24 protein-coding genes and 1 tRNA gene are annotated in these 25,151 nt (G+C 60.5%); 5 read left to right on the top strand and 20 right to left on the bottom strand.

All coding sequences use genetic code 11. The features are described from left to right. Positions 1–10: 10 nt before the first annotated feature. From Q0908_RS15645 to Q0908_RS15580, 14 genes are all read right to left on the bottom strand, one after another. Entirely contained in the window at positions 11–433 is a 423-nt protein-coding gene (locus Q0908_RS15645; RefSeq protein ID WP_299286496.1) for a thioesterase family protein, read from the bottom strand. Position 434: 1 nt separating this feature from the next. Continuing rightward, on the bottom strand, positions 435–896 hold the full coding sequence (locus Q0908_RS15640; RefSeq protein WP_299286493.1) for a flavodoxin domain-containing protein: 462 nt from the start codon (positions 894–896) through the stop codon (positions 435–437). A gap of 10 nt (positions 897–906) precedes the next feature. Beyond that, positions 907–2,358 carry a benzoyl-CoA 2,3-epoxidase subunit BoxB gene (gene boxB / locus Q0908_RS15635; RefSeq protein WP_366869313.1) on the bottom strand — a complete coding sequence of 484 codons (1,452 nt, stop codon included), beginning with the start codon at positions 2,356–2,358 and terminating at the stop codon, positions 907–909. Positions 2,359–2,380: 22 nt separating this feature from the next. Beyond that, the gene (gene boxC, locus Q0908_RS15630) at positions 2,381–4,039 is read right to left on the bottom strand and encodes a 2,3-epoxybenzoyl-CoA dihydrolase (RefSeq protein ID WP_299286487.1); all 1,659 of its coding nucleotides are present in this window, start codon (positions 4,037–4,039) and stop codon (positions 2,381–2,383) included. Positions 4,040–4,138: 99 nt separating this feature from the next. Next, on the bottom strand, positions 4,139–4,948 hold the full coding sequence (locus tag Q0908_RS15625) for an alpha/beta hydrolase (RefSeq protein ID WP_299286484.1): 810 nt from the start codon (positions 4,946–4,948) through the stop codon (positions 4,139–4,141). Next, positions 4,945–6,474 (bottom strand): benzoate-CoA ligase family protein, encoded by a 1,530-nt coding sequence (locus tag Q0908_RS15620; protein WP_299286481.1) that lies wholly within the window; start codon positions 6,472–6,474, stop codon positions 4,945–4,947. Before Q0908_RS15620 ends, Q0908_RS15625 begins: the two co-directional genes overlap by 4 nt. 83 nt (positions 6,475–6,557) lie before the next feature. Continuing rightward, positions 6,558–7,430: an amidohydrolase family protein gene (locus Q0908_RS15615; protein WP_299286479.1), complete on the bottom strand. Its 873-nt coding sequence runs from the start codon at positions 7,428–7,430 to the stop codon at positions 6,558–6,560. Next, the gene (locus tag Q0908_RS15610; protein ID WP_299286477.1) at positions 7,427–9,178 is read right to left on the bottom strand and encodes an AMP-binding protein; all 1,752 of its coding nucleotides are present in this window, start codon (positions 9,176–9,178) and stop codon (positions 7,427–7,429) included. Before Q0908_RS15610 ends, Q0908_RS15615 begins: the two co-directional genes overlap by 4 nt. Further along, on the bottom strand, positions 9,175–9,600 hold the full coding sequence (locus Q0908_RS15605; protein ID WP_299286475.1) for a MarR family transcriptional regulator: 426 nt from the start codon (positions 9,598–9,600) through the stop codon (positions 9,175–9,177). The genes Q0908_RS15610 and Q0908_RS15605 overlap by 4 nt, the downstream gene beginning before the upstream one ends. Before the next feature lie 35 nt (positions 9,601–9,635). Continuing rightward, entirely contained in the window at positions 9,636–10,400 is a 765-nt protein-coding gene (locus Q0908_RS15600) for a crotonase/enoyl-CoA hydratase family protein (RefSeq protein ID WP_299286473.1), read from the bottom strand. Positions 10,401–10,473: 73 nt separating this feature from the next. Continuing rightward, positions 10,474–11,829, bottom strand: coding sequence for a TRAP transporter large permease (locus tag Q0908_RS15595; RefSeq protein WP_299286471.1), 1,356 nt, complete (start codon positions 11,827–11,829; stop codon positions 10,474–10,476). A gap of 4 nt (positions 11,830–11,833) precedes the next feature. Then, complete coding sequence (locus Q0908_RS15590; protein WP_299286468.1) at positions 11,834–12,391, bottom strand: TRAP transporter small permease; 558 nt, start codon at positions 12,389–12,391, stop codon at positions 11,834–11,836. Positions 12,392–12,456: 65 nt separating this feature from the next. Further along, the gene (locus Q0908_RS15585; protein ID WP_299286465.1) at positions 12,457–13,494 is read right to left on the bottom strand and encodes a TRAP transporter substrate-binding protein; all 1,038 of its coding nucleotides are present in this window, start codon (positions 13,492–13,494) and stop codon (positions 12,457–12,459) included. 112 nt (positions 13,495–13,606) lie between these two features. Further along, complete coding sequence (locus tag Q0908_RS15580) at positions 13,607–16,021, bottom strand: FAD-dependent oxidoreductase (protein ID WP_299286462.1); 2,415 nt, start codon at positions 16,019–16,021, stop codon at positions 13,607–13,609. 161 nt (positions 16,022–16,182) lie between these two features. Here Q0908_RS15580 and Q0908_RS15575 point away from each other — a divergent pair, with 161 nt between their 5' ends. After that, the gene (locus Q0908_RS15575; protein WP_299286459.1) at positions 16,183–17,706 is read left to right on the top strand and encodes a trimethylamine methyltransferase family protein; all 1,524 of its coding nucleotides are present in this window, start codon (positions 16,183–16,185) and stop codon (positions 17,704–17,706) included. Positions 17,707–17,718: 12 nt separating this feature from the next. After that, the gene (locus Q0908_RS15570; protein ID WP_299286456.1) at positions 17,719–18,129 is read left to right on the top strand and encodes an ACT domain-containing protein; all 411 of its coding nucleotides are present in this window, start codon (positions 17,719–17,721) and stop codon (positions 18,127–18,129) included. Between the two features lie 119 nt (positions 18,130–18,248). Here the strand turns inward: Q0908_RS15570 and Q0908_RS15565 are convergent. Both Q0908_RS15565 and hemE read right to left on the bottom strand, forming a co-directional pair. Further along, positions 18,249–18,325: transfer RNA gene (locus tag Q0908_RS15565), tRNA-Met, on the bottom strand. A 53-nt stretch (positions 18,326–18,378) separates the two neighbouring features. Further along, positions 18,379–19,422 carry a uroporphyrinogen decarboxylase gene (hemE, locus tag Q0908_RS15560; protein WP_299286452.1) on the bottom strand — a complete coding sequence of 348 codons (1,044 nt, stop codon included), beginning with the start codon at positions 19,420–19,422 and terminating at the stop codon, positions 18,379–18,381. A 67-nt stretch (positions 19,423–19,489) separates the two neighbouring features. On the opposite strand from hemE, the gene hemC reads away from it, so the two are divergent. The 3 genes from hemC to Q0908_RS15545 all read left to right on the top strand — a co-directional run bounded on the left by hemC (position 19,490) and on the right by Q0908_RS15545 (position 21,931). Then, positions 19,490–20,434, top strand: coding sequence for a hydroxymethylbilane synthase (hemC, locus tag Q0908_RS15555; protein ID WP_299286449.1), 945 nt, complete (start codon positions 19,490–19,492; stop codon positions 20,432–20,434). Between the two features lie 121 nt (positions 20,435–20,555). Further along, positions 20,556–21,494 (top strand): fatty acid desaturase family protein, encoded by a 939-nt coding sequence (locus Q0908_RS15550; RefSeq protein WP_299286446.1) that lies wholly within the window; start codon positions 20,556–20,558, stop codon positions 21,492–21,494. Beyond that, the gene (locus tag Q0908_RS15545) at positions 21,485–21,931 is read left to right on the top strand and encodes a GNAT family N-acetyltransferase (protein ID WP_299286443.1); all 447 of its coding nucleotides are present in this window, start codon (positions 21,485–21,487) and stop codon (positions 21,929–21,931) included. Before Q0908_RS15550 ends, Q0908_RS15545 begins: the two co-directional genes overlap by 10 nt. Before the next feature lie 57 nt (positions 21,932–21,988). Here Q0908_RS15545 and hemF read toward each other — a convergent pair whose 3' ends face one another. The 4 genes from hemF to clpS form a co-directional block, all read right to left on the bottom strand. Next, positions 21,989–22,882, bottom strand: a complete 894-nt coding sequence (gene hemF / locus Q0908_RS15540) for an oxygen-dependent coproporphyrinogen oxidase (RefSeq protein ID WP_299286440.1) — start codon at positions 22,880–22,882, stop codon at positions 21,989–21,991. A gap of 72 nt (positions 22,883–22,954) precedes the next feature. After that, positions 22,955–23,758: an SDR family oxidoreductase gene (locus Q0908_RS15535; RefSeq protein WP_299286437.1), complete on the bottom strand. Its 804-nt coding sequence runs from the start codon at positions 23,756–23,758 to the stop codon at positions 22,955–22,957. Positions 23,759–23,761: 3 nt separating this feature from the next. Then, on the bottom strand, positions 23,762–24,802 hold the full coding sequence (locus Q0908_RS15530) for a methyltransferase (protein ID WP_299286434.1): 1,041 nt from the start codon (positions 24,800–24,802) through the stop codon (positions 23,762–23,764). Continuing rightward, the gene (gene clpS, locus Q0908_RS15525) at positions 24,750–25,091 is read right to left on the bottom strand and encodes an ATP-dependent Clp protease adapter ClpS (RefSeq protein ID WP_299147507.1); all 342 of its coding nucleotides are present in this window, start codon (positions 25,089–25,091) and stop codon (positions 24,750–24,752) included. The genes Q0908_RS15530 and clpS overlap by 53 nt, the downstream gene beginning before the upstream one ends. Positions 25,092–25,151: the final 60 nt, after the last annotated feature.

The raw sequence follows: 25,151 nt of genomic DNA, 5'->3' as shown, positions 1-25,151 counted from the left end.
GTTCAATATCTCAGCCCTCACGAACCATCGGTGCGATGATCTGGCGCAAGTGCGGCGGGGCGGGTTGGCTCTTGAACTGATTGGCAATGACAAAGACGCATGTGAACGTGCCCTCGAAACACAAGACGTCGTTCTGTGTCGCATGCACGGCAAAAGTGATCGACCGCTCGCCAAGCCGTGTCGGCCACACCTCGCAGATCAGCCTGTGGCGCGGGGTGACGGGCGCACGGAAATCCATGCTGAGATGCACGAAGGGCGTGCCGATATTGTGGTCCAACTCAAGCTGATACCAACCGTCGCCGCCCAGATGCGCCTCCCACCAGGCGTTGATGGCATCCAGCGCGAACCATGGCAGCCGCGCGGTGTAGGCGATGCGTGCAGGGTCGCAATCGCCCCACGTGACGCGGATTTCGTGTGTGAACGGCTCGGCCATGTCAGGCCGCCTTGGCCGCCTGCACCTGCTCCATGACCCCCTGCACCCACGGCAATGCGATGTCCTCGGGCATCTCGAAGCCCGAAGCGTCATGCAGCCCTCGTTCGCCCACCATCTCGGCCTTATGCGCGATCAGCATTTCGCTCAGCTTCAGCGAGCCATGATTGAATGTCTCGGCAAAGACCTGATCGCCGAGGCCGAACATCGCGAACCGGATGCCACTGAGGTCGGGTTTGGTGCTCGTCAACGCCTCTTCGAACGGCAGCGCGGTCGAGGGCAGATCGCCGTTGCCATAAGTGGAGGTCACGAAAATATAGAACGTGTCCTTGTCCAGGGCACCCGGGTCCACATCGGCCAAGCTGCTGATATGACAGTCGAACCCTTCGCCCAAGTCCGCTTCGATGTCCTCGCACAGCATCTCCGAATTGCCGGTTTCCGACCCGTAGTACAATCCTATCTTCATGCGCTTCACCTCAGGCCATGTGCAATTTGACGTATTCGAAATCGCCCGGCTTGTTGTCGATGCCGACGCGGGGCGGAGCGATCCAGCTGGCGTATTTGCCGGGCTCATAGCACGGTTTCATCAGGGATTGGATAAAGGCTCCATCCTCTTTGGTCGGCAACCACTCATGGGCGCGCGCGTCCCACGCCTCTTTTGAAATGAAGGTGCCCTCGGGCGTGATGGGTTGGTCCTTGAACACGCCGATCTTGCGGTGGAACCCCTCGTGGGGCAGTTTCAGTTCGAACTCGATCCCGGTCCGCGAAATCTGTTTGTTCCAGCGCCTCAACCCGCCGCTTGCATCGCGCACGTAATCGTCGCGGAGCCGCATGTTGATCGCTGTCAGCGCGGGCACATCCTCAGTCACGATCTGCCCATCCCTGATGCTGGCGACCTTGTAGGTGTCGCCCTGCAACTTGTGATCATCCTCGATCCGCTGCTCCATATACCTCCCCTTGATACCTGCGTTGAAGGCGTTGGCGGCATTGGTGCTGACCTCTTGGCCGAACAGGTCGAGCGACAAAGTATAGTGAAGGTTCAGCTTTTTCTGGATCGTGGGCAGGTCGATGACACCCAGATCGCGGATCTTGTCGATGTCATAGGGGTCTTCGATGCCATTGGCCTGCATCGCCTCGATGGTCGCCTGAATGGTGCGGCCCACGCCGGTTTCACCGACGAACATGTGGTGGGCTTCCTCGGTCAGCATGAAACGGCAGGTGCGCGACAGCGGGTCGAACCCGGATTGCGCAAGGCTTTCAAGCTGCATCTTGCCGTCGCGGTCGGTGAAATAGGTGAACATGAAAAACGACAGCCAGTCTGGCGTTTCCTCGTTGAAAGCCCCCAGCATACGCGGTGAATCGTCGGACCCTGATGAGCGCACAAGCATGTCATCCGCCTCTTCCCGCCCGTCCTTGCCGAAGTATTTTTGCAGCAGGTAGACCATGGCCCACAGGTGCCGCCCTTCCTCCACATTGACCTGAAACAGGTTGCGCATGTCGTAAAGGCTGGGGGCGGTCAGGCCGAGGAATTTCTGTTGCTCGACCGAGCCCGGCTCGGTGTCGCCCTGAATCACAATCAGCCGCTTGAGCATGTTACGATACTCGCCCGGCACCTCTTGCCAAGCGGGCTCGCCGTAGTGTTCGCCCATCGGGATGCGCCGATCCTCGACGGCAGGGGCCAACAAGACGCCCCAACGGTATTCGGGCATTTTCACATAGTCGAATTTGGCCCAACCTTTCGGATCCACGCTGACGGCAGTGCGCAGATAGACCATGCTTTCCTGAAAGTTCTGCGGGATCAGGTCGTTCCACCAGTTGATGTAACCGGGGTGCCATTTTTCAAGCGCCTTCAGCACCTTGCGATCCTCACTCAGCCCCACGTTGTTCGGGATCTGCGAGTCATAACTTACGTTCACCAAGTCCATCATCCGTCTCCTGTCTTGTGAGGGTTCACACCCGATCCATATTGAAATTGCCGCGCACGCCAGTGCCGTAGCGCTGCAATGCGCCTTCAGGCCCGACTGCGTTGGGGCGGTTGAAAATCCAGTTCTGCCAAGCCGTGAGCCGCCCGAAAATCCGCGTTTCCATCGTTTCGGGGCCGGCAAAGCGCAGGTTGGCCTCCATCCCCGTCATCGCATCGGGGGAAAAGCTGGCGCGTTCTTCGAGGAAGATACGGATTTCATCCTCCCAGTCGATGTCGTCGAGGATCATGGTGACAAGGCCCGTCTCCTCGGCTTCTTCGGCCTCAAGCGGGGTGCCTATATGGACGTCGAGCCCCTGCGCCCTGTCAGTGCCATAGAACCGGGTGGCAAGCCGGGTCAGGTCGTTGCCCATCGGGTAGGCGCCGAAATTACCTTGGCTCAGCGTGATCGTCGCAAGGGGTCGATTGTCGCCCTCGAATTCGTCTTCCATCATGTAGCTGCGATCGACGGCCCACAGCAGTTCGGCCAGCACCCCGGCAAAGCAACTGCCATGTTCGACCAGCGCCACGAGCGAGCGGGAGGTGACGTCGATCCGCTTGAGCACGCGCTTCCAGTAGTGGCGGATTTCGTTCGCCAGCCAGTGATCGGGGTGGTTGAGGATAACCGCCTCATGCGCCAGCACCGCGTCGGGGTCGCCCTGACTGCGGATGACCCAGACACCCAGGTCGATTTCGTTGAGGCGCAGATGCAGCACCGCGTCGTCCAACTCGCGGGCGAGGCGTAGCAGGTAGGATTGATCGCCCTGCGCCACGAGAGCATCGGGATCAGCCGGGGCATCGCCATCCGGCCCTTTGATTAGAATTTCAGCGCGCCGGGCATCGCGATCCACACTGATTTCGACAAGGCTGTAGGTTACCGCACCGTCCACTACGATTGTCTTATCGAGCGGCCCGAGGGTGATGCCTTGCGCTACGTCCGGCTTGGTGCTCGCCGCAGCAAACTCCGCGACACGCTCGGCCACGACATCGTCAAAGCGGGCATTGGGCACAGCCTCGTCCACAAGGCCCCATTTGACGGCGCGCTTGCCCTTGACCCCTTCCTCGGTCGAGCAGAACACATCCGCCAGGTCGCGCCGCACGTGACGTTTGTCGGTCACACGGGTGAGCCCCCCAGTACCCGGCAGCACCGCCAGCAACGGCACTTCGGGCAGAGAGACGGAGGACGAAGAGTCATCCGTCAGCATGATGTGGCTGCAGGCCAGCGCCAGCTCATACCCGCCGCCCGCGCACGCGCCCTTGATCGCGGCCACGTATTTCTGGCCGCTGTCGGCGTCCGCCGACTCGTAAGTGTTGCGGGTTTCGTTGGTGAACTTGCAGAAATTCACCTTGTGGGCATGCGCAGCCCCACCCAGCATCCGAATGTTGGCCCCGGCGCAAAACACCTTGTCCTTGGCCGACTGCATGACGACGACCTTCACCTCGGGGTGTTCGAAGCGCATCCGCTGCACCACGTCGGCAAGTTCGATATCGACGCCCAAATCGTAAGAATTCAACTTGAGTTGATAGCCGTCGAACAGCCCGCCATCTTCGTCCACATCCATGAAAAGACGGGCAATCGGCCCATCATATTCGACCCGCCAATGGCGATAGCGAGACGGGTCAGTCTGAAAATCTATGGTGTGAGGCATGGCCGCGGCGCGCTTCCTATTTTGGCAGTATCTTACAATGATTCAGCTCAATACATCACAGAGAACCGCCTAGATTGCATTTTAGTGCCATTCTTGAACCTAAGCGATTGAAACCGGCTCGTTCTCCAGCCGCCAGAGCGTTTCGCAGAACTCAGCCACCCCGCGACCCACAACCTCTGGAAACGCCGCGTGTGGCGCGTGATCAGCACCCTCTATCACGAGCGCCTCGACCGGTGCATAGGCGCGATCCTCGACCTCCCGCACCTGCGCGAGCGTGCCATAGGGGTCATCAGACCCCTGCACCACAAGCGCGGGAACACGCCAGTGATCAATCACATCCGCCACGTTCCAATCCGCGAACTCGGGTGAGGTCCAAACGTCATGCCAGCCAAAGAATGCGCCATCCGGGTCATCGTGATGACGGGCCAGGCGTATCTTCAGATCACCATTCGTATATGCGGTCCTGGCCTCGGCAATCGCGCGCAGCCCTTCCGGTTCAGTAAAGAAATGAGGGGCGATCAGGACCAGCCCGCGCACCCGCACATCCGACACGGTCCCGGCGTAGATGCCTGCAATGGTGGCCCCGTCGGAATGGCCCAACAGGACGCAACGCTCGACGCCCGCTGCGTCCAGCATCGGACCCAGACCCGCGACCGCCTCGCGCGTCATGTAATCCGTTGGGCGCGGCAAGGCAGCCGCCGAGGATCGGCCATATCCAGCGCGCGAATAGGCCAGCACGCCCATACCCATCAGATCTGCGAGCTGCTCGGGCCAGTCACGCCACAACCCGACGGACCCAAGGCCCTCATGCAGCATGACAAGGGTCGGCGCTTGCGCAGGCGGCGGCCCCCAACACGCATATTCGAGAGTGTCAGCGCCAATAGAAACCGCGCCATCCGTCCATTTCATGCGCCGCCCTCTCGCAACTTAAACCGTTGGATCTTGCCCGTCGCGGTCTTGGGCAGCGTTTCCACAAACTCGAACCAGCGGGGATATTTCCATTTGCCGATCCGATCTTTGACGTGTTCACGCAGCGCGTCCTCCAATCCGTCCGTGGGTGTGCCGCGCGGCACGACGAAGGCTTTGGGCTTTTCCAGACCATCGCCGTCTCGTTGTGCGATGACGGCGCATTCGAGCACTCCGGCATGGCTGCTGATCGCCTGTTCCACCTCAAACGGGCTGACCCAGATGCCGGACACCTTGAACATGTCATCCGTGCGCCCGCAGTAGATATAGCGCCCATCCGCGCGCCGTTCGTACTTGTCGCCCGTGCGCGTCCATACGCCTTCGAATGTATCACGTGTCTTGGCCCGCTGGTTCCAGTAACCGCCGGCAGCGGACGCGCCGTTCACCAGCAACTCGCCCACTTCGTCGACACCTACCTCTGCGCCGGCCTCGTCCACGAGGCGGACGTCATACCCCGGGACCGGCACACCGGACGTGCCATATTCCAAGTCGCCGGGCGCATTGCTGAGAAAGATGTGCAGCATCTCGGTCGATCCGACCCCATCAAGGATCGGCACCCCTATCATGCGCTGCCAGCGGGTTCCAACGTCCTCGGGCAAAGCCTCGCCAGCGGAAATGCAGACACGCAGCGGCACATCGGGCGGGGCCGTGTCCTCCACATGTGCGAGCATCGCAGCGTATAGGGTGGGCACGCCACAAAAAATTGTTGGCTGTTCGTGCCGCAGGATATCAACAATGCCGTCCGGCGTGGGCCGCCCGTTATAGATGACCACAGTGGCCCCGACGGACATCGGGAATGTCATCGAATTGCCCAGCCCATAGGCGAAAAAGAACTTGGCGGCGGAAAAGACCACATCGTCCGACCGCACTCCCAGCACCCGCGCCCCGTAGGTGTCAGCCGTCGCGCGCAGGGCAGAATGCACGTGATGCACCCCTTTGGGCGCGCCCGTTGATCCGGAAGAATAGAGCCAGAAGGCGGTTTCATCATCGCTGGCCTCACAGGCGGGCAATGCGGTGTCGCCTTTGGACATGAAAGCCTCAAAGCTGAGGCAACCGGGACGCGCATCGCCAACTACGATGATGGCTTTCAGATACGGGTTCTGGGCCAAGGCCGGGGCCACAACTTCGAACAGTTCGGATGACACGACCAAAGCCGTCGCGCGGCAATCCTGCAAAATCGCGTCGTAGATCGGAGACGCCAGCAGCGTGTTGATCGGCACGGGGATCACGCCCGCTTTCATCGCGCCCCAAAACAGAATGGGAAACTCGATCTGGTCGAGAACGAGCATGGCCAAGCGATCTTCGCGTGAGATGCCCTGCGCCAAGAGCGCAGCAGCAGCACGCCCCGAGGCATCTGCCAGCGCCCCGTATGTAAGGCTTCGTCCGGTCCCGACCTCGCGGAAGGCAAGCTTTTCGGCGCGCCCTTCGCCCAGATGTCGATCTACGAAAAAGGTCGCTGCGTTGGCCACGTGCCCCTCCCAAAGCTCATAAATCTGCTAAATAGTGCGTTTCGTATGGCCATCTCGCAACTCACGGTCTCGAGATAGGCAGTTTACTGCAGTCCGAGCAAACGCGCTGCATTATGTTTGAGGATGTCCGGGCGGATCTCATCCTTGATGCCGATCCCCTCGAAATCTGCAAGCCATCGCTCTGGCGCGATCATCGGCCAGTCCGACCCAAACAGCATCTTCTTGCGCAGGATCGAATTGCAGTAGCGCACAAGGATCGACGGAAAATACTTCGGCGACCAACCTGACAGATCGATATAGACGTTGGGTTTGTGTTGCGCGACGGCCAGCGCCTCTTCCTGCCAGGGAAAGGACGGATGGGCGAGGATGATCCTGAGGTCCGGAAAATCGACCGCCACGTCATCCATATACATCGGATTGGAATATTTCAGGCGCATCCCGTTTCCACCTTTCATCCCCGATCCGACCCCCGTCTGGCCGGTATGGAACAGCGCGATGCCACCCTCTTCCTCAATCGCGCGGTAGAGGTCGTATGCGATGCGATCGTTGGGATAGAAACCCTGCATCGTCGGGTGAAACTTGAACCCCTTGATGCCGAACTCGCGCATCAGGCGGCGGGCTTCGCGCACGCCCATCTTGCCCTTCCACGGATCGATGCTGGCAAAGGGGATCAGCACATCGGCATTTTCAGCCGCGATCTCGGCGACCTCCTCATTGGCGTAGCGGCGATAGCCGGTCTCGCGTTCCGCATCGACCGGAAAGATGACAGCCGCGATTTTCTGCGCCCGGTAGTGGGCGGCGGTTTCGGGCACCGTAGGCGGGTGTTTCCAAGGCGCGCGGAAATATTCGGCCATGGTTGATTGCAGCGCGTCATAGCCGTCGTCCGGATGGCACCCGCATGGCTCTTCTGCGTGGGTGTGGATGTCGATGGCCAGAATGGAGTCCAGATCAATCATATCGTGATGCTCGCAATGTCATTGTCATCGTAAAGGCGGCTTACTAGATGTGCGCGCCGGTCAAGCAAACGGGCGAAATTGATATTGCCCTTGGCTGTCGCCTCGCCCGCGCCGATGTCGGGTGGATCCGCCATAACAAGCGCGCGCGCGATGGTCCGCGCCGAGCCCGATGTCTTGGCGTTCAACATCTCTATACGCTTACGTATGTCCTCCGATGCTGCGCAGCATAACGCATCCTGATCCCGCGTGCCTTTATGCCCCTCCGGTCCCGGCACGATCAAGATTGCCACCTCATCCCGGCCATGCCCACAGATGATCACATCCTGCGCGATACCTTTCAGCGCGCCCAAAACCTCCAGCCGCAATGCGCTGGCTTTGACCCACGTCCCGGTGCTGAGCTTAAAGTCCTCGGACATGCGCCCATCAAATTGCAGGCCCTTGTTCATGTCTGCCGGGTCAACAAAGCGCATGGCGTCGCCGGTGATAAAATATCCCTCATCATCAAAGCATTGCCGGGTTCTGCGCTCGTCACGGTAGTAGTTCTGGAACACGTTCGGCCCGCGCGCGCGGACGTCCATTCGCCCGGTGCCGTCATTGACCAGCTTGAGTGTGACGTCTGGTAAGGGAACCCCGACAATGCCCGCACCGCGCACCGGTTCATGCTGTAACACCGCAGCCGGGGCCGTTTCCGTCAAACCCCAGCTTGATGTGATCAGGGGCATGCGGCCCGCCGTATCCATCGCCATACGCTCAAGTCTGGACCACGTGTCTTGAGGCAGTGATGCGCCCGCGTAAAAGATCATATCCAGATCGCGAAAATACATCTCTCTGAGGTGCGTATCTGCATCCATCGCCTCCACCAACTGCGCAAAGCCCACGGGCACGTTGAACGATATGGTCCCCGAAATCAGGCTTAGATTTTCGATAGTACGCCCGAATGCAGTTGGCAGTGGTTTGCCATCGTCAATGTAAAGTGCGCCGCCATTGGCCAACACCAGATTAAAGTTATGCGATCCCCCAAACACATGGTTCCACGGCAGCCAATCGACCAAAACAGTCGGGCGCGCCGCGATAAAAGGCAGGCATTTTCGTATCTGCGCCTGATTGGTCGTCATCATGCCATGGGTTGTGACAACTGCCTTGGGATCAGAGGTCGAGCCGGACGTGAGCAACAGCTTAGCCGGAGTATCTGGCCCAACAATCGAATGTGCAGCGTCAACATCTGCGGCAGAGCCCTCCAGCTCAGCCAGCGTGTTGCCGGACAGCACGGGGCATTCGAACAGGGCCAGCGCCCGCGCAAACCCCTCACCTTTGGCGAAGACCAGCGCCGGACGGACCAGATCGCGGACATATTCAAGGTGCGATTGAGCGGCCGGGATGAGACTGTATTGCTCGGCGACCGGCACGGTGACCAAACCGACATATTGGGCCGCCAGCGACAGCAGCGCATGGTCGATTGAATTGCCCGACAGAATTAAAATCGGCCCGTCAACACCCCGTTCCAACAGTCCCGCCGCCAAGGAACGCACCCGCATCAATGCCTCACCATACGCTAGCGTCTTCCAACCATCTCCCAAACGTTCTGCCAGGAATACGGCCTCTGGCGTCTCATGCGCCCAATGGTTCAACCAAGCTCCGGTGGACGTCGCTACCCCCTCTAATGGGTGGTCCGAGCGCAGCAAGATAGAACCGTCTGCGCGATCCTCGCGTATCACCCGGTGTGGCAGCAGACCCAGATGCGCGGTCATCCCTGCCCCTCGATTCTGGTCAACGCCGCATGAATAATTTCCACCTCCGCAGCACCCAACCCGTCCAGCATGCGGCGATCATGTGCCTGAACCGCCGCCTGCGCGCGGTCGTACAGGTGCCGTCCAGCCACCGTGGCAAAGACCGCATAGGCGCGGCGGTCCTGCGGCGCAGATGCCCGCCGCACCCACCCCGCCTGCTCAAGCTGATCCAGATAGACGGCGACATTCGCCCGCTCGACCGACAGGGCCGTCGCCAATTGGCTTGGGCGCAGACCGGGGTTTTCGACAATCAAAGCAAGCGCGGAATAGGTAAGCATCCGCAGACCGAAGGGATCAAGCGTCCGGGTCAAATCGGCCTGCAGCACGTTGAAGGCGCGCTTCATCTTGTAACCGACAAAGTCGCGCAGGCTGGCGTCAGACACCTCTGTTACAGGTGCTGCGGGGTCAACGCGCGCGCTCATCGGAAGGATGGGGCCCGCTTGTCGAGAAAGGCGGCAAGCCCCTCGACCGCATCGGGGCTGGTCTGGGCCAGGGCGGCACACAAGCTTTCGACGAACAACCCATCGCTGCGGGACATATCGTGAATGCGCGCAACGCCCTGGATCATCATGTAATTGGACAGTGCCGCGTTCTGGGCAATCTGTGCGGCGATCTCAAGCGCGCGGGGCAGCGCCTCACCCGCACCGACCCCATAATGCGCAAGGCCAAGGGCAACCGCATCATCCGTGCCGTATTTGCGGCCCGTCAGCATCATTTCGGTCATGCGATCAGCGCCCAGAATTCGACCCACCCGGACAGTCGCACCACCGCCAACAAAGATGCCCCGCCGCCCCTCGGGCAGTTGGAAAATGCAGCCCGGTTCGGCGATGCGAACATGGGTCGAGGTGGCCAATTCCAGCCCACCCCCGATCACCGCCCCGGTCAGGGCAGACACGACCGGCAACCCGCCCGATTGCACGCGGTCCATCACATCATGCCAACCGCGCGAGTGATGCATGGTCGCCTCAGCATCGCGGCTCACATGTTCGCTCAGGTCCAGACCTGCGCAAAAATGCCCACCTGCGCCGGTGATGACAGCGACGCGCACGCCTTCCGGTGGTGCCTGAAAGAACCCGTCGATCTCAGCCAGCAAGCCATCGGACATGGCATTGCGTTTGTCCGGTCGGTTGAGGGTCAAAACGGCAATCGCCCCATCCACCTCAATCTTCAGATCACTACCCACACCGCATCCTTTGGTTATGCCACATAACTATCCAAGCATGGATGTATCCGATCTGGCAAGCCTGTAGGCGCGCCTAGGCGGGGATCAGGAACAGCGTGATGACCGGGAACATGACCAGTAGAACAACTCGTACGATGTCCGAACCGACGAAGAACAGCACGGCTTTGTAGGTCTCGGTCATAGGCGTTTCGCGGTCCATTGCGTTGATAATGAACAGGTTCATGCCCACTGGCGGCGTGATCAGTCCCACTTCGACCACAATCAAAACGAGGATGCCAAACCAGATCGCCACATGTTCGGGTGACATCCCAAAATCGAGGCCAGAGATGACCGGGAAAAAGATCGGCACCGTCAGCAGGATCATCGACAAACTGTCCATCACACAGCCGAACACCATGTAGAATACAAGGATCACGCTTAGGACCAGAACCGGCGTAAACCCTTGAGACAAAACGAAATCGGCCAGCCATTGCGGCGCACCCGAGAGCGCCAGAAAGTTGTTGTAAAGCGATGCACCCAACACGATGAAAAAGATCATCGCGGTGGTTTTTGCGGTGCCAATCAACGCCTCGCCCAGAACCCGCCATGTCAGGTTTCCACCAACCAGCGCCACCAGCCCTGTGCCTGCCGCGCCGATGGCCGCCCCTTCGGTCGGCGTGAACCACCCCGCATAAATACCGCCAACGACCAGCGCAAAGATCGCCAGGACTGGCCAGGTTTCGCCCAACGCTTTCCACCGATCAGCCATTGGCACAGGGGGCCGCGTGCCTGCAGAATCGGGGTATAGCCGCACATAGATCGAGATGGTGATCACATAACCGATTGCTGCCAGAATGCCGGGGATGAACGCGGCGAGGAACAGCTTGGCGATGTTCTGTTCGGTGATGATCGCATAGATCACGAGGATCACGGAGGGCGGGATCAGGATGCCCAAGGTCCCCCCTGCGGCCAGCGTGGCCGTCGAAAAGCCGCCCGAGTAGCCATAGCGTTTCAACTCCGGCAGTGCGACGCGGCCCATCGTGGCCGCCGTAGCGAGGGACGAGCCGCAGATCGCCCCGAACCCTGCACAGGCCCCGACCGACGCCATGGCAACCCCGCCGCGTCGATGCCCCAAAAACCCTTCCGCCGCCTTGAACAACGCGCTCGACATCCCCGACAGGGTGGCGAATTGCCCCATGAGCAGGAACATCGGGATGATCGTCAGCGAGTAGTTGGAAAAGGTGGTGTAGGTTTCAGACTTCAATTTAGCGAGGATCGGAACCGCGTTGCCGTTCATGGCAAACACCCATCCCAAAAGACCACACAAGAACATTGCCAACCCGATGGGCGCACGCAGAAAAATCAGCCCCAGCAGGATCGGAAAGGACCAAAAGCCCAGTTCAAGGCGGCTTAGTCCGATGAATTGAACGAGGTCTTTGATCCAGTCCATTTCGTCAACCTTCGGGCAAGATCATACGGCCTTTGGCGGCCTCGAGAATGCGGACATAGGCGCAATAGATGGCCGTGAGGCTGGCGATGGCAGCGGCGGCCACGCTGACGGCATAGGCCCACCAGACCGGGAATTGCAGGAACAGCGTCGTCTCGCCGTTGCCAAGATAGCGCTGCATCCCCTCGTACAGCCGCAGGCTGATGAACACGATCACGAACGCCAGCACAACCTCCCAAAAGGCGCGCAACCAGCCCAAAGGGCGACGCGGCAGGGCCGAGGTGAATACATCAACCGTCGCGTGATTGCCGTAGAACTGGCAGATGGGAAAGAAGGCAAAGATGGCAAAGGCGACCCCGGCTTCGGTCAGCTCATAGGTGCCCTTGATCTCGTCCACGCCGGTGGCGATCAGCATCTGGCCCAGCCATCCGTCGCCCAAGGAATGGCCCAGCTTGGACAGCTCACGCCCTATGATCGACAGGGTGGTGAGCAGGATAAGGGCCAGTAGCACAAGCCCCCCAATCACAGCAGAGGCACGAGCCAGCCATTTCACCAGATGGTGCATAAACGCCTCATTTTACTGAAAGAAATGGGGCTGCATCTCTTGTCGAAATACAGCCCCGCAACGGCTTAGCCGTCATATGCGTCCATCAGGGCGCGGGCTTCGTCGATCAGCGCCTGACCGTCGATCCCCTTGCTTTCCATGTCGGCGACCCATTCGTCATAGATGGGCTGGGCCACCTCGTTCCAAGCGTCCAGATCAGCACCCGACACGGTTACGATGTTGTTGCCGCGATCCACTGCCGCCTGACGCGAGGGACCATCGGAATCAGCCTGGGTGCCACCGGCAAAGATACTGAACTCAAGCCCGGAATTGTCATCGATGACCTTTTGCAGGTCCGCAGGTAGACCCTCATAGCGATCCTTGTTCATCGCCAGAACGAAGGTCAGCGTATAAAGCGCGTTGCCGTCGAACTCGGTGTGGTTCTCGACCAGTTCGGGCACCTTAAGCGCGCCGGTCACTTCCCATGGGATCGTGGTGCCGTCGATGACGCCCTTGCTCAGGCCCTCGGGCACGGCGGGCACGGGCATGCCCACAGGTGTCGCGCCCATCTTTTCAAGCAGGTTGTTCACAGTGCGCGACCCGCCCCGGATCTTGAGTCCTTCCATATCGGCGGGCGTCTTCACCTCTTTGTTGACGTGAATCATGCCGGGGCCGTGGACCCATGTGCCAAGGATGTGCACGTCCTTGAACTCGGTATCCTTCATGTGCTTTTCGAACATCTGCCAATAGGCCGAGGACATGGCGCGGGCGTCGCTCATCATGAAGGGCAGCTCGAAAACTTCGGTGCTGGGATAGCGGCCGGGCGTGTAGCCGACGACCGTCCAGACCACATCGGCCACACCGTCGATGGCCTGATCCATCAGCTCCGGCGGGCTGCCGCCCAGTTGCATCGACGGATAGCGATCAACCTTGATGCGCCCGTCAGAGGCCGCTTCGACATTGTCGGCCCAGACATCCAGAACCAGCTTGGGCACATTGGCCTGCGCAGGCAGGAACTGGTGCAGCGACAGCGTGACCTCCTGGGCCTGTGCGGTGCCGGTGACCCCCATGGCAAGGGCCGCGGCCCCCACGAGGCTCAAAAATGATTTGCGTGTTACGGACATGAATTTCCTCCCTGTTCGGTCTGTCAAAGGTGACGTGACTCGCTCTTCCGGGGGAATTGTTATGCAACGCAACTAATCCTGTCACGCGCCTTTGTAACTATTCTGCCGTGGCTCAGGCGCGGGGATGCTGCGTGTCGGGGTCGTAGGGGCTGCGTTCGGACACAACCGCACGCACTCTTGTGCCGCAGATATCGACCTCAAGCGTCTGCCCAATGGCTGCCAATTCGGGCTGCACAAAAGCGTAAGCGATGTTCTTGCCCACCCGGTGCCCCCAATCGCCGGATGTGACCGTGCCAACCACCTCGGCTCCCACCATAACCGAGGCCCCGCCATGCGCCGGAGCATCACCTGTATCGATCTGCAAAGACGCCAATTTTCTTGTCAAACCATCGGCTTGTCGCTGCTCCAGAGCGGCCTTGCCCACGAAATCCTTGTCCATCTTCACGAACCGGTCCAGCCCGGTTTCAAAGGGGTCGAACTCGGTGATCAGGTCCGCCTTCCAGTGCAGATACCCCTTTTCGATGCGCATAGATTCAACGGCGCGCGCCCCGAACAGACGCATCCCTTGCGCCTGTCCCGCCCCGCGTAGCGCAAGGTAAGCGGCGTATAGCTGGTTGTTGGGCACGTGGATTTCATAGGCCAATTCGCCCGAAAAGCTCACAGACATCACAACTGCGGGGGCGATCCCGACAAAGGCGCGGCGCACCGACAACCATGGGAACGCGGCCGCCGACCAATTGCCGCGACTGACCGCCGACAGCACATCACGCGCCTTGGGGCCGGCCAGAACAAGGATCGTGTGGTCGTTTGTCAGAGAGCGCAGTTGAACATCGAACCCGTCGGCATGTCCCGTCAGCCAATCCATGTCGTGCCATTCCGCCGCCGCAGCGGAGCCATACCACACCGGCCCACCGGGAATGTTGGCGACTGTGGCTTCGGCCTTGATGCATCCATGGTCATTCAGCAGATAGCCCAGCCCGACTTTGCCCGGCTTCGCGCTCACCCGCCCGCAAATCATGTGGTCGAGAAAGGCGTGCGTGTCCGGCCCTGTGATCTCGATCCGGTTGAAACCATTGACCTCTGCCAGACCGACCTCGTTCTGAACGGCCCCCACCTCAGCAGCGACCACATCAAACGCCTCATCAAAGCCAAAGCCATGGGTGAGCGCAAAATCGGGCGTGGGTTTGAAATACTCGGCCCGTTCCCAACCATTGACCACAGTAAATTCAGCGCCTTCTGCCGCCAGGATCGGCGTCAAAGGGGTGGTCTTCATTGGGCGGCCCGCAGGGCGATGTTCGTGCGGGAAATGAAAGCGGAATTCGTTCTGATAGTCCTCGATCGCCTTGAGAGCGGTGAGTTCGACATTGGCGTGCCCAGTAAACCGGCGCGGGTCAATCACCCAAGTGTCATAGCACGCCTCGCCATGCACGATCTGTTGGGCGAGCAGCCATCCGTGACCACCCCCCTCGCCCAGGCCCGCGCGCAGACCGATGATGCAGAACGCATTCCGCTTGCCTGGAATGGGCCCGACCAAGGGCGCGCCATCGATGGTGTAAGTGATCGGACCATTCACCACAGTATGCACGCCCGCCTCCATCAGCGCGGGCATCCGGGCAAAGGCCCCTTCCAGCACATCCGTCACCCGGTCCAGATCGTCCGGGCAGAGCGCGTTGGCAAAGTCGGGTGAAATCCCGTCCATGCCCCACGTTTTGCAATCCTGTTCATAGAAACCCAGCAACAGCCCGTTCTTTTCCTGACGACAATAATAGTCACTGATCGGGCAGCGCAGCAGGGGCATTCGGTGGCCTGCATCGCGGATCGCGGGGATCTCTTCGGTCAGGAAATACTGGTGTTCCATCGACATGACGGGGTGGTGCACACCCATCATCTCAGCCACCTCGTTCACCCGGTATCCGCAAGCGTTCACCACCACCTCACAATCAATGTCGCCCTTGGTGGTGTGGACCGTCCAACTGTCGTCCTTGTGCTGGGTCAGGCCTGTCACTGCGGTGTAGCGATAAACCTCCGCCCCCGCCTTGCGCGCGCGCCGTGCAAGGGCCTGACACAGTTGGGCCGGGTCAATGTCCCCATCCAACGGGTCCCACAACCCACCAATCAAATTGTCGGTCGAAATCAGCGGATGACGGCGCGCGCATTCGGCGGCATCCAGGACCTCGAAATGCACATCCATCCCGCGCGCCATGGACGCAAAATGGCGATACCCGTCCATCTGCGCCTCGGTGTTGGCCAGACGAATACCCCCATCGGCGTGGTGGTAGTTGATCGGATAATCGGGATCGTCCGCCAATGCTTTGTACAAATTGATGGAATGGGTCTTGAGGCCCACCATAGTCTGGTTCATCCCGAAATTCGTGACTTGCGCCGCCGAATGCCATGTGGTGCCGCTGGTCAGCTCGTCACGCTCCACCAGCACCACGTCTGACCACCCCTCTTGGGTCAGGTGATACAAGGTCGAACAGCCTGCAATACCGCCACCAATGACAACTGCGCGGGTCTGGGATTTCATGGTGCACCTCTGGGTTTCCGGATCTGGTCGCACAATGGGGACAGCGCGGCACAGGTCAATTCGCCCCACCTATCTTCATCGTTCTGAAAATACTCATTTGCGAACACCGAATTCACAACTCACGGCTTGCACGGGTGGGCAGCCCAAGGCCCTTTGGGATCATGTCAGATCCAGCTCCCCGCCGCTCCGGACGTAGCGCCCGCAAAGCCGCCCGCGCGGCTGGCCCTCCGATGAACCCGGCACCACCCGGTCAAAGCGGCGGTCAGTACACACCCTTGAGCGAAGCCGAGATGGGCAGCATATACCAGACCGCTCTGCGCCTGCTTGCGGAGTTGGGGATGGGGGAGGTGCCCGACCGTCTGCGCAAAACCCTTGAGGGGGCCGGGGTGCAGAACCTTGAAAACGGGCGGATCGCTTTGCCTCGGTCCTTGGTGGAGGACGCGATCGCCAGCACCCCCAAGACCTTTCCCCTGCATGGCCGCGATCCCAACCGCACCATCGAGGTGGGTGGAGACTCCGTGCATTTCGGCACCGGCGGGGCCGCCGTTCAGACGCTGGACCGGGAAAGCCGCCTTTACCGTCCCTCGACGCTTGCGGACTTGCACGATTTCACCCGGCTTCAGGATGCTCTCGTGAATGTCAGTTGGTTCACGCGCTGCTGCATCGCCACAGACCTGCCAGACGAATGGACGCTCGACATCAACACTGCCTACGCGCTGATGCGGGGGACGACCAAGCCGGTCGCGACCGCCTTTACGCTTGCTGAACATGTCGCACCCATTGTCGGCATGTTCGACATGATCGCGGGTGGCGAAGGTGCATTCGCGAAGCGCCCGTTTGTGAAGGCACATATCAGCCCCGTGATCTCGCCCATGCGCTTTGGCGCGGATGCGGTCGACACGGTCTATGAATGCCTTGCCCACAACATCCCCGTGTCCTGCATCACAGCCGCTCAGGCCGGGGCAACCGCGCCCGCCACGCTGGCCGGATTCCTCGCCCAATCCTTGGCCGAAACCCTCGCCAGCCTCGTGATGGTGCATGCGATCAAGCCCGGTCACCCGATGGTCTTTTCCAACTGGCCCTTGGTTATCGACCTGCGCACCGGGGCATTTGCGGGCGGGGGTGGTGAAATCGCTGTGCTGAATGCCGCCTCCGCGCAACTCATCAACTGGCTCGGACTCGTCTCCGGAGTGGCAGCCTCGATGACGGACGCCAAGGCCCTTGATGCCCAATACGGCATGGAGAAGGGCCTCACCTCACTGGCGGCGGCACTGGCGGGCGGCAACCTGATCTATGAAAGTTCAGGCATGACCTCAGCCCTCCTTGGCGCGAGTTTCGAGGCCTTTGTGCTGGACAACGACATGCACGCCGCGACCTATCGCATATTGCGCGGGGTCGAGGTAAGCGACGAGATGCTGGGCTTTGACGCCATTCGCGAGGCGGTCCTGGGCGAGGGTCATTTCCTTGGCGGCGCGCAGACCATCGCCGCGATGGAACGCGATTATGTCTATCCCGACCTTGCGGACCGGGACACGCCCAGAGCTTGGGCCGAGGGCGGTGCACTCAGCGCCTGGGATCGCGCCAGTGTGCGTGTGGACGAAATCCTTGCAACGCATCAGCCGACCTATATCGATGACAAAACGGATGCCAAACTGCGCGATATGTTTGATATCCAGTACCCGTAAGCCCGAAGACCCATGACCGTCTCCGACACAACCGAAATGATCGCCGGAATGACCCCGGTTCTGGTCCCCGGCCGATGGGTCTATTGCGCCCAGACCGACCCCGACAAGGCGGCCACACACGGCGCACAGGCCTGTGCCGTTATCCGCGAGGCGGAAGGGGTCACGCTGATCCTGCCGGAGGACGTCGCGCAGGCTCACGGCTATGACACGACGGTGCCGATGCGGCAGATCACGTTGGACGTGTTTTCGGATCTGCAAGGCGTGGGCCTGACGGCCGCCGTGGCGCAGGCACTGACCGACGAGAACATCTCGTGCAACGTGGTGGCCGCCTATCACCACGATCATGTGTTCGTCCCTGAACAGGACGCAGAGCGTGCGATGGCCGCGTTGGTGGCAGCGCAAAAGGCCGCAAAGCTCGATTAAGTTGTGGAGGCGTGGGGGAGACTTGACCTCCTGACGCAGAGTGGCCGCGTAGCGGACGCGCCTACGCCGGGTCAAAGACAGCAGCGGAACCACAAATCAATATCCGGGAGGCAGAAGGTTGGTGGCGTGGGGGAGACTTGAACTCCCGACCTATCGATTATGAGTCGATCGCTCTAACCAACTGAGCTACCGCGCCATGGAGGCGTGACCTATGGCAGGGCATCAGAGTCGTCAAGCCACAAAACCAAACTAGCCCGCCCGCACCGTTTCAATCATGAGGCTTACGTTTTCAGGGTCCGCATCCGGAGTAATCCCATGGCCCAGATTAAAGATGTGAGGCCCATTCGAAAATGCCTTTACGATGGCACGGGTTTCGTCGACCAACGACTGCCCGCCCGTAACCATATGGGACGAGGCCAGATTACCCTGCACGCAGCCGTCTTTCTGCACGTGCGCAGCCGCCCAATCGGGCGACACTGAGTTATCCAGTGCCACGCAATCCACGCCCGTGGCGGCATGAAAGCCGACATATCCATCACCCGCCTCACGCGGAAAACCGATCACGGGAATATTGGGATAGCGGGCCTTGAGAGCTGCGGTAATCTCGGCGCACGGGGCCACGGCATATTTCTGAAACGCATCGCCCTTGAGTGAGCCTGCCCAACTGTCGAAAATCTTGACGACCTCGGCACCTGCTTCGATCTGCGCAGACAGGTATTCGATGGTGGCCGCCGTGATCCGGTCCAGCAGGGCTTCGAACAACGCCACATTGCCTTCGCGCAAGGCGTGTGCAGGGCCCTGGTCCGGCGTGCCTTGGCCGGCAATCATATAGGTCGCGACCGTCCATGGGGCGCCCGCAAAACCAATCAGCGTGGCTTCTGCAGGCAGTTCACGGCGCAGGATCTTTACCGTCTCATAGATCGGATTCAGCGTGTCATGGATGGCCTCAACCGGCTTCAACACATCAAAATCGGACTGAGACGTGATGGTCGACAGGCGCGGCCCCTCACCGGTGACAAACCACAAATCCGCCCCCAAGGCCTGTGGGACCAGCAAAATATCGGCAAACAGAATCGCAGCATCAAAGCCATAGCGGCGAATGGGCTGCAACGTGACCTCGGCCGCCAATTCGGGATTATAGCACAAGGACAGAAAGTCGCCCGCCTGCGCGCGTGTGGCCTTGTATTCGGGCAAATACCGGCCCGCCTGACGCATCATCCAGATCGGCGGGGTGGGCAAGGTTTCTCCGGCCAGCGACCGCAAAATCGTTTTGGTTTGAACCGCATCTTTCATCGTGCACAGCCCTTAGCTTTGTGTTTCTAGTTGTCAACATAAGTTGACACACCTAAAAGATAAACCCATGACAATACGCCTTCCCAGCCCGACCGAACCGCTGAAAATCGGCACCCGCGGGTCGCCCTTGGCTTTGGCCCAAGCATACGAGACCCGGGCCCGTTTGGGACAGGCATTTGATCTGCCCGAAGACGCGTTCGAAATCGTGATCATAAAGGTCACAGGGGACGCCATCCAGGACCGCCCACTCAAGGAGATCGGCGGCAAGGGGCTGTTCACCCGCGAGATCGAAGAGGACCTGCTGGCCGGCAAAATCGACATCGCGGTTCACTCGATGAAGGATATGCCGACCATCCAGCCCGATGGGTTGATCCTTGACGTTTACCTCCCGCGCGAGGACGTGCGGGATGCGTTCATCTCACCCACACTCAGCGGGATCGCGGGCCTGGCACAAGGCGCAACTGTGGGCACCTCATCCCTGCGCCGCCGCGCGCAGTTGCTGCACCAACGGCCCGACCTGAACGTGGTCGAATTTCGCGGCAACGTGCAAACCCGGCTCAAGAAACTCGATCAGGGCGTGGCCGAATGCACTTTCCTCGCCTGCGCGGGCCTGAACCGCCTGTCGATGACGGAGGTACCCGCAACGCCCGTCGATCCGGGCGACATGCTACCTGCAATCGCGCAAGGGGCCATCGGGATCGAACGGCGCATCAGCGACACCAACACAGCGGACCTTCTGGCCGCTATTCACGACACACCCACCGGTCAAAGGCTCATGGCCGAGCGGCGCTTCCTGCTCACGCTGGATGGGTCCTGCGAAACGCCGATTGCGGGGCTGGCCACGCTTGAGTCAGGCACGCTCACACTGACAGGCGAAGTCTTGCGCCCCGATGGGTCAGAGGCGATCTCTGACACCCGCAGCGGCCCCATCGCTGACGGCGCGGACATGGGCTTTGATCTCGCCAACGACCTGCTCAAACGCGCAGGGCCCGCATTCTTCGACTGGCACTAACCCTTCCTTTCGCCAAAAATACCTAGGGGAGGCCGCAGGCCGGGGCAGAGCCCGTCGCAGCGTCAGACTTGACTGCCCCTGCCTTGGGTCCCCAAATTGATGGGGATGAAAGGATGCGGTCATGACTCCCGGCAAAGCCTATCTGACACCCCAAGACATTCGCCCCCTCGCTGCACGCTCTGATGTGGCAGGCACCTTCCTGATCCTGCACTGTTGGGGGGTGATCGCAGGCGCAATCGGGTTGTTCGCGCTCTGGCCCAACCCGCTCACTGCACTCCTCGCGGTCATGTTAATCGGATCGCGCCAACTTGGTCTCGCCATCCTGATGCACGAAGCGGCGCACAATGCGCTGTTCAAGACGCGCCAGCTGAACGAGTTCGTCGGTACATGGTTATGCGGCTGGCCGATCATGGCCGATCTCAAAGCCTATCGGCACTATCACCTGACCCATCATCGCTACACGCAAACCGACAAGGACCCGGATCTGGTACTCAGCCAGAATTTCCCGACAAGCAAAGCCTCGCTGAAACGCAAATTCACCCGCGACCTCACAGGTCAGACGGGGGCAAAACAACTCTACAGCCAGATCATGACCTTTATCCGGCTTGCTGGCGACGATGACGCTATCGAGGCGGCCAAAGGGGATGCGGCCCAGGCCTTCAAATCAAACACGATCTACACGGCATTCCCGGTGTTTTTCGGCATCGCCCTCGGGATCAGTCTGATCGGAGACTGGTGGTGGGGACTCGCATTCTGGATCGTGCCCTATCTCACATGGTTCCAATTCGTGCTGCGGGTGCGTAACATCGCCGAACATGGTGCCACAGAAATGTCCGAAGATCCCCTGCGCAACGTGCGCACCACCTTTGCAGGCCCCATCGCCAAGACATTCATCGCGCCCTACTGGGTCAACTATCACCTTGAACATCACATGATCATGCACGTGCCTTGCTGGCGATTGTCCCGCCTGCATGCGCTGTTGGTCGGCAAAGGGCTCGGAGAGCAGATGAATGTCGCACCGAGCTACCGGGCCGCATTGGCCGAGGCGGGATGGGCCTGACGCGGACCCTGACGCGCGACGATCACGACGCCGCACTCGCCCTATACCGCGCGCTGGTCGGCGATCAGGGAATCGATACCAGCACCGCGCAATTTGCGGCCCTTCTGGCCCACCCCGGCACCACACTGATCGGGGCGGATCACGCGGGCACGCTCAGTGCGATGCTGACGCTACACATCCTGCCCAACATCACACAACATGGACGGCCCTATGCGCTAATTGAAAACGTGGTGACTGCACCGGAGGTCCGCAGGCAAGGATTGGGTCGCGCCGTCATGGAAGCCGCGATCGAGACCGCTTGGGGTGCAAATGCCTATAAGATCATGCTCCTGACGGGCACGAAGGTAGGGGCTAAGACCTATTATGAAAGGTTCGGCTTCCGCGCGGACCAGAAACACGGGATGCAATTGCGCCGGGTGCCGCAACGCACGCCTTGAACGGGTCGGTGGGCGGGCGCCTTTCGGGCTTTGGCCCGGAACAGTCCCGCCCGCCGATCAGACCCACTTGGCCAAGGGGGGGAGGCTCATCAACACAGCATTGGCATCATGGCCGGTTTCCAGGCCAAACTTCGTCCCGCGGTCATAGACCAAGTTGTACTCGGCATAGAGACCGCGATGCACCAATTGCGCATCCTTGTCGGCATCATCCCAAGGCTGCACACGACGCTTTTCGACCAATGGTACGTAAGCCGGCAAAAACGCGCGACCAATATCTTGGGTCAGAGCAAAATCAGCCTCCCAATCGCCGGTGCACAGATCATCCATGAAAATCCCGCCCACACCACGCGCGCGGTTGCGGTGCGGAATATAAAAGTACGCGTCCGCCCAGGCCTTGAGCTTGGGGTAGTGATCGACCCCGTGCGGGTCCAGATGCGCCTTTTGCTGGGCATGGAAGTGGGCTGTGTCCTCGTCATACTCCAGGCAGGGGTTCAAATCCGACCCGCCCCCGAACCACCACGCGTGGGGGGTCCAGAACATGCGGGTGTTCATGTGAACCGCAGGGCAATGGGGGTTCTGCATGTGCGCGACCAGCGAAATGCCCGCCGCCCAGAACCGCGGATCATCCTTCATCCCCGGAATGCCTTTGCGCGCGGCCATCGCCCCCTGCGCCCGTTCACCGAGCGTGCCATAAACGGTCGAGATGTTCACGCCGACCTTCTCAAACACCCGGCCTGCGCGCATGACGCTCATCACTCCACCACCGGCATCCGATCCGTCATCCGAGGTGCGCTTGGTCTCGGTCACTTCAAACGCACCCGGTGTCGCGTCCGCCATTGGACCGTCCGAATGGCTGGCTTCCAACGCCTCGAATGCGGCCACGATATCGTCGCGCAATTGCCGGAACCACGCCGCCGCGCGCGCCTTCTGAGTGTCGAAATGTTCGGTCATGCAAACTGTCCTGCTAGGTTGACAGTTTTTTAGCTCAAGGCGCGCACAATGGCCAAGGAAGAAATCGCAGGATCAATGCGCAGGGGCGTCAACAGGATCAAGCAGGCTGCGGCCCCCATCGACTGTCATCACATCACCTGTAACAAAGCCGGACCCGTCCGAAGCCAGAAATTGAACCGCATCCACCAGCTCCTTGGGGCTGGCGATCCGGTGCAGTGGCGTGCGGCTTTCGATCTCGTCACGCCAGTCGGGATGATCCCCGATAGACGATTGCAGCGAGGCCGACATCACCGACCCGAACGCAACCGCGTTCACCCGGATGCGGTGGGGGGCCAGGGCCAACGCCATCGACCGGGTCATCTGCTCAAGCCCGGCGGCAGCGATCGAATATCCCAACAACTCGGGCCGCGTCTGATGCGCGGCAATCGAGCTGAGGTTGATGATCGAACCGACACTCGCATCCCCGTCGCGCCCATCCGCCTGCTTGATCATGCGCCGCGCGACCTGCTGGCTGAGGCGCAGAGCGGTCATCAGGTTCTGATCAATCAGCGTCTCGACCGAGGTATCTTCGGGGTTCAGCGCGTCCGTCTCCATCACCTGGCGCGACGCATTGACCAGAATATCGACCTGCTCAAAGGCATCAATTGTGGCCGAGACCAGATTGGCAATCGTCAGCCGTTGGCGCAGGTCGCCCGCGAAATAGCGGATATTGCCCTCTTCCGCGACATCGCCCAACTCTTCGGACAGACGCTTTTCATCCATGTCCGCGCACATCACATTGGCCCCGCGATCCGCAAAATTGCGCGCAATGGCAAGGCCGATACCGTTGGCGGCCCCCGTCACAATGGCCGTCTTGCCTGAGATCGAAAATGACATCGCTTATCCCCGTATCCGTTTGGGTCGTTCGGCCCGCACCAGTTTGAACCGCGCATCGCCGTCCAGATCAACCACTTTGGCAAAGCTGGTGGCCAGCGTGTCCTCATAAGGCAGATGGCGGTTGGCGACCATCCACAGCGCGCCATGCGGTTTCAAAACACGGGCCGCAGCCTGAATAAAGGCGCGCCCAAGCGACGGGTCCGCCATACGCCCTGTGTGAAAGGGCGGGTTCATCACAACCGTGTCCACCAAATCATCCGGCCTCCATGTGGTCGCATCGGCCCAATGAAACTGCGCACGCGGGTCGGTCACATTGTGGCGCGCGCATTGCAGCGCCATGTCATGCGCCTCGACCAGATGCACCGCCTTGACGTCGCGGGTCAGGACGTGGGCGGACAGATAGCCCCACCCGGCCCCAAGGTCCGCCACCGTGCCTGCCATTTTCTCGGGCAATGCGGCCACCAGCAGGGCGGATGCAGGGTCGACCCCATCTGCGGAAAACACACCCGGCGCGGTCCAGAACCCGCCGGGATGCAACTCGGGGCCAGCCGCCCAATCGCTGAAATCCGAGCCTCCTCGGGTCCAGTAAATCTTGCCATGCGCTTTGGATATGGGAGCAGACACATCTGTTCGCGCGCGCAACGCCTTCAGCATTGAGTCGCTACCGTCTGTCTTTTGCCCGTCGATCAGCACCCACCCGTCGGTGACACTCATCGCGGCGGCAAGCACCGCCTGCGCCTCGGCCCGCGCGCGGGTCAGGCAAACCACCGCAGCGGCAAATCGGATGTCGGCAGGAAAGGTGGCCGCGACTTCGAACCCGCGTGCCTGAAATGCTGCGCACACCGTGGCCATCGGCGAAATCACCAACACCCGCTCACGCGCCAGGGCCGACAGGTCCGCATCCACGCTTGGATGCAGCACCGCAACGGGGCCATCGCCTGCAAGCTCGACAGCTGCAAGCGCCAATGGCAGGCGATCACCGATCACGTGATTATTCTTCTTTTTCCATGGTGCATTGCAGCGGGTGCTGGTGGCGGCGCGCATAGTCCATGACCTGCGCCACCTTGGTTTCCGCAATCTCGTGGCTGAACACCCCCACCACTGCCAAACCCTTTTTGTGGACGGTCAGCATGATTTCGAAGGCTTGGGCATGGTTCAGGCCAAAGAACCGTTCTAGCACGTGCACAACGAACTCCATCGGGGTGTAGTCGTCATTCAGCAGCATCACCTTGTAGAGCGGCGGACGCTTGGTCTTGGGTTTGGTGTCCGTGAGGACATCTGCATCGCCATCGTCATTTGACGGGCCTGCCATCATATGTACGTCCGAATGCATCAGCGTCCTCATCAAACCTAGAATCCTGTGGTGAGCCTTGGGTCTGTCTATATAACGCGC

Source organism: uncultured Tateyamaria sp. (assembly GCF_947494755.1).
In the GTDB taxonomy this organism is placed as follows: Bacteria; Pseudomonadota; Alphaproteobacteria; order Rhodobacterales; family Rhodobacteraceae; genus Tateyamaria.
The sequence above is the reverse complement of the archived record's forward strand: the minus strand, read 5'-3'. Positions and strand labels throughout refer to the sequence as shown.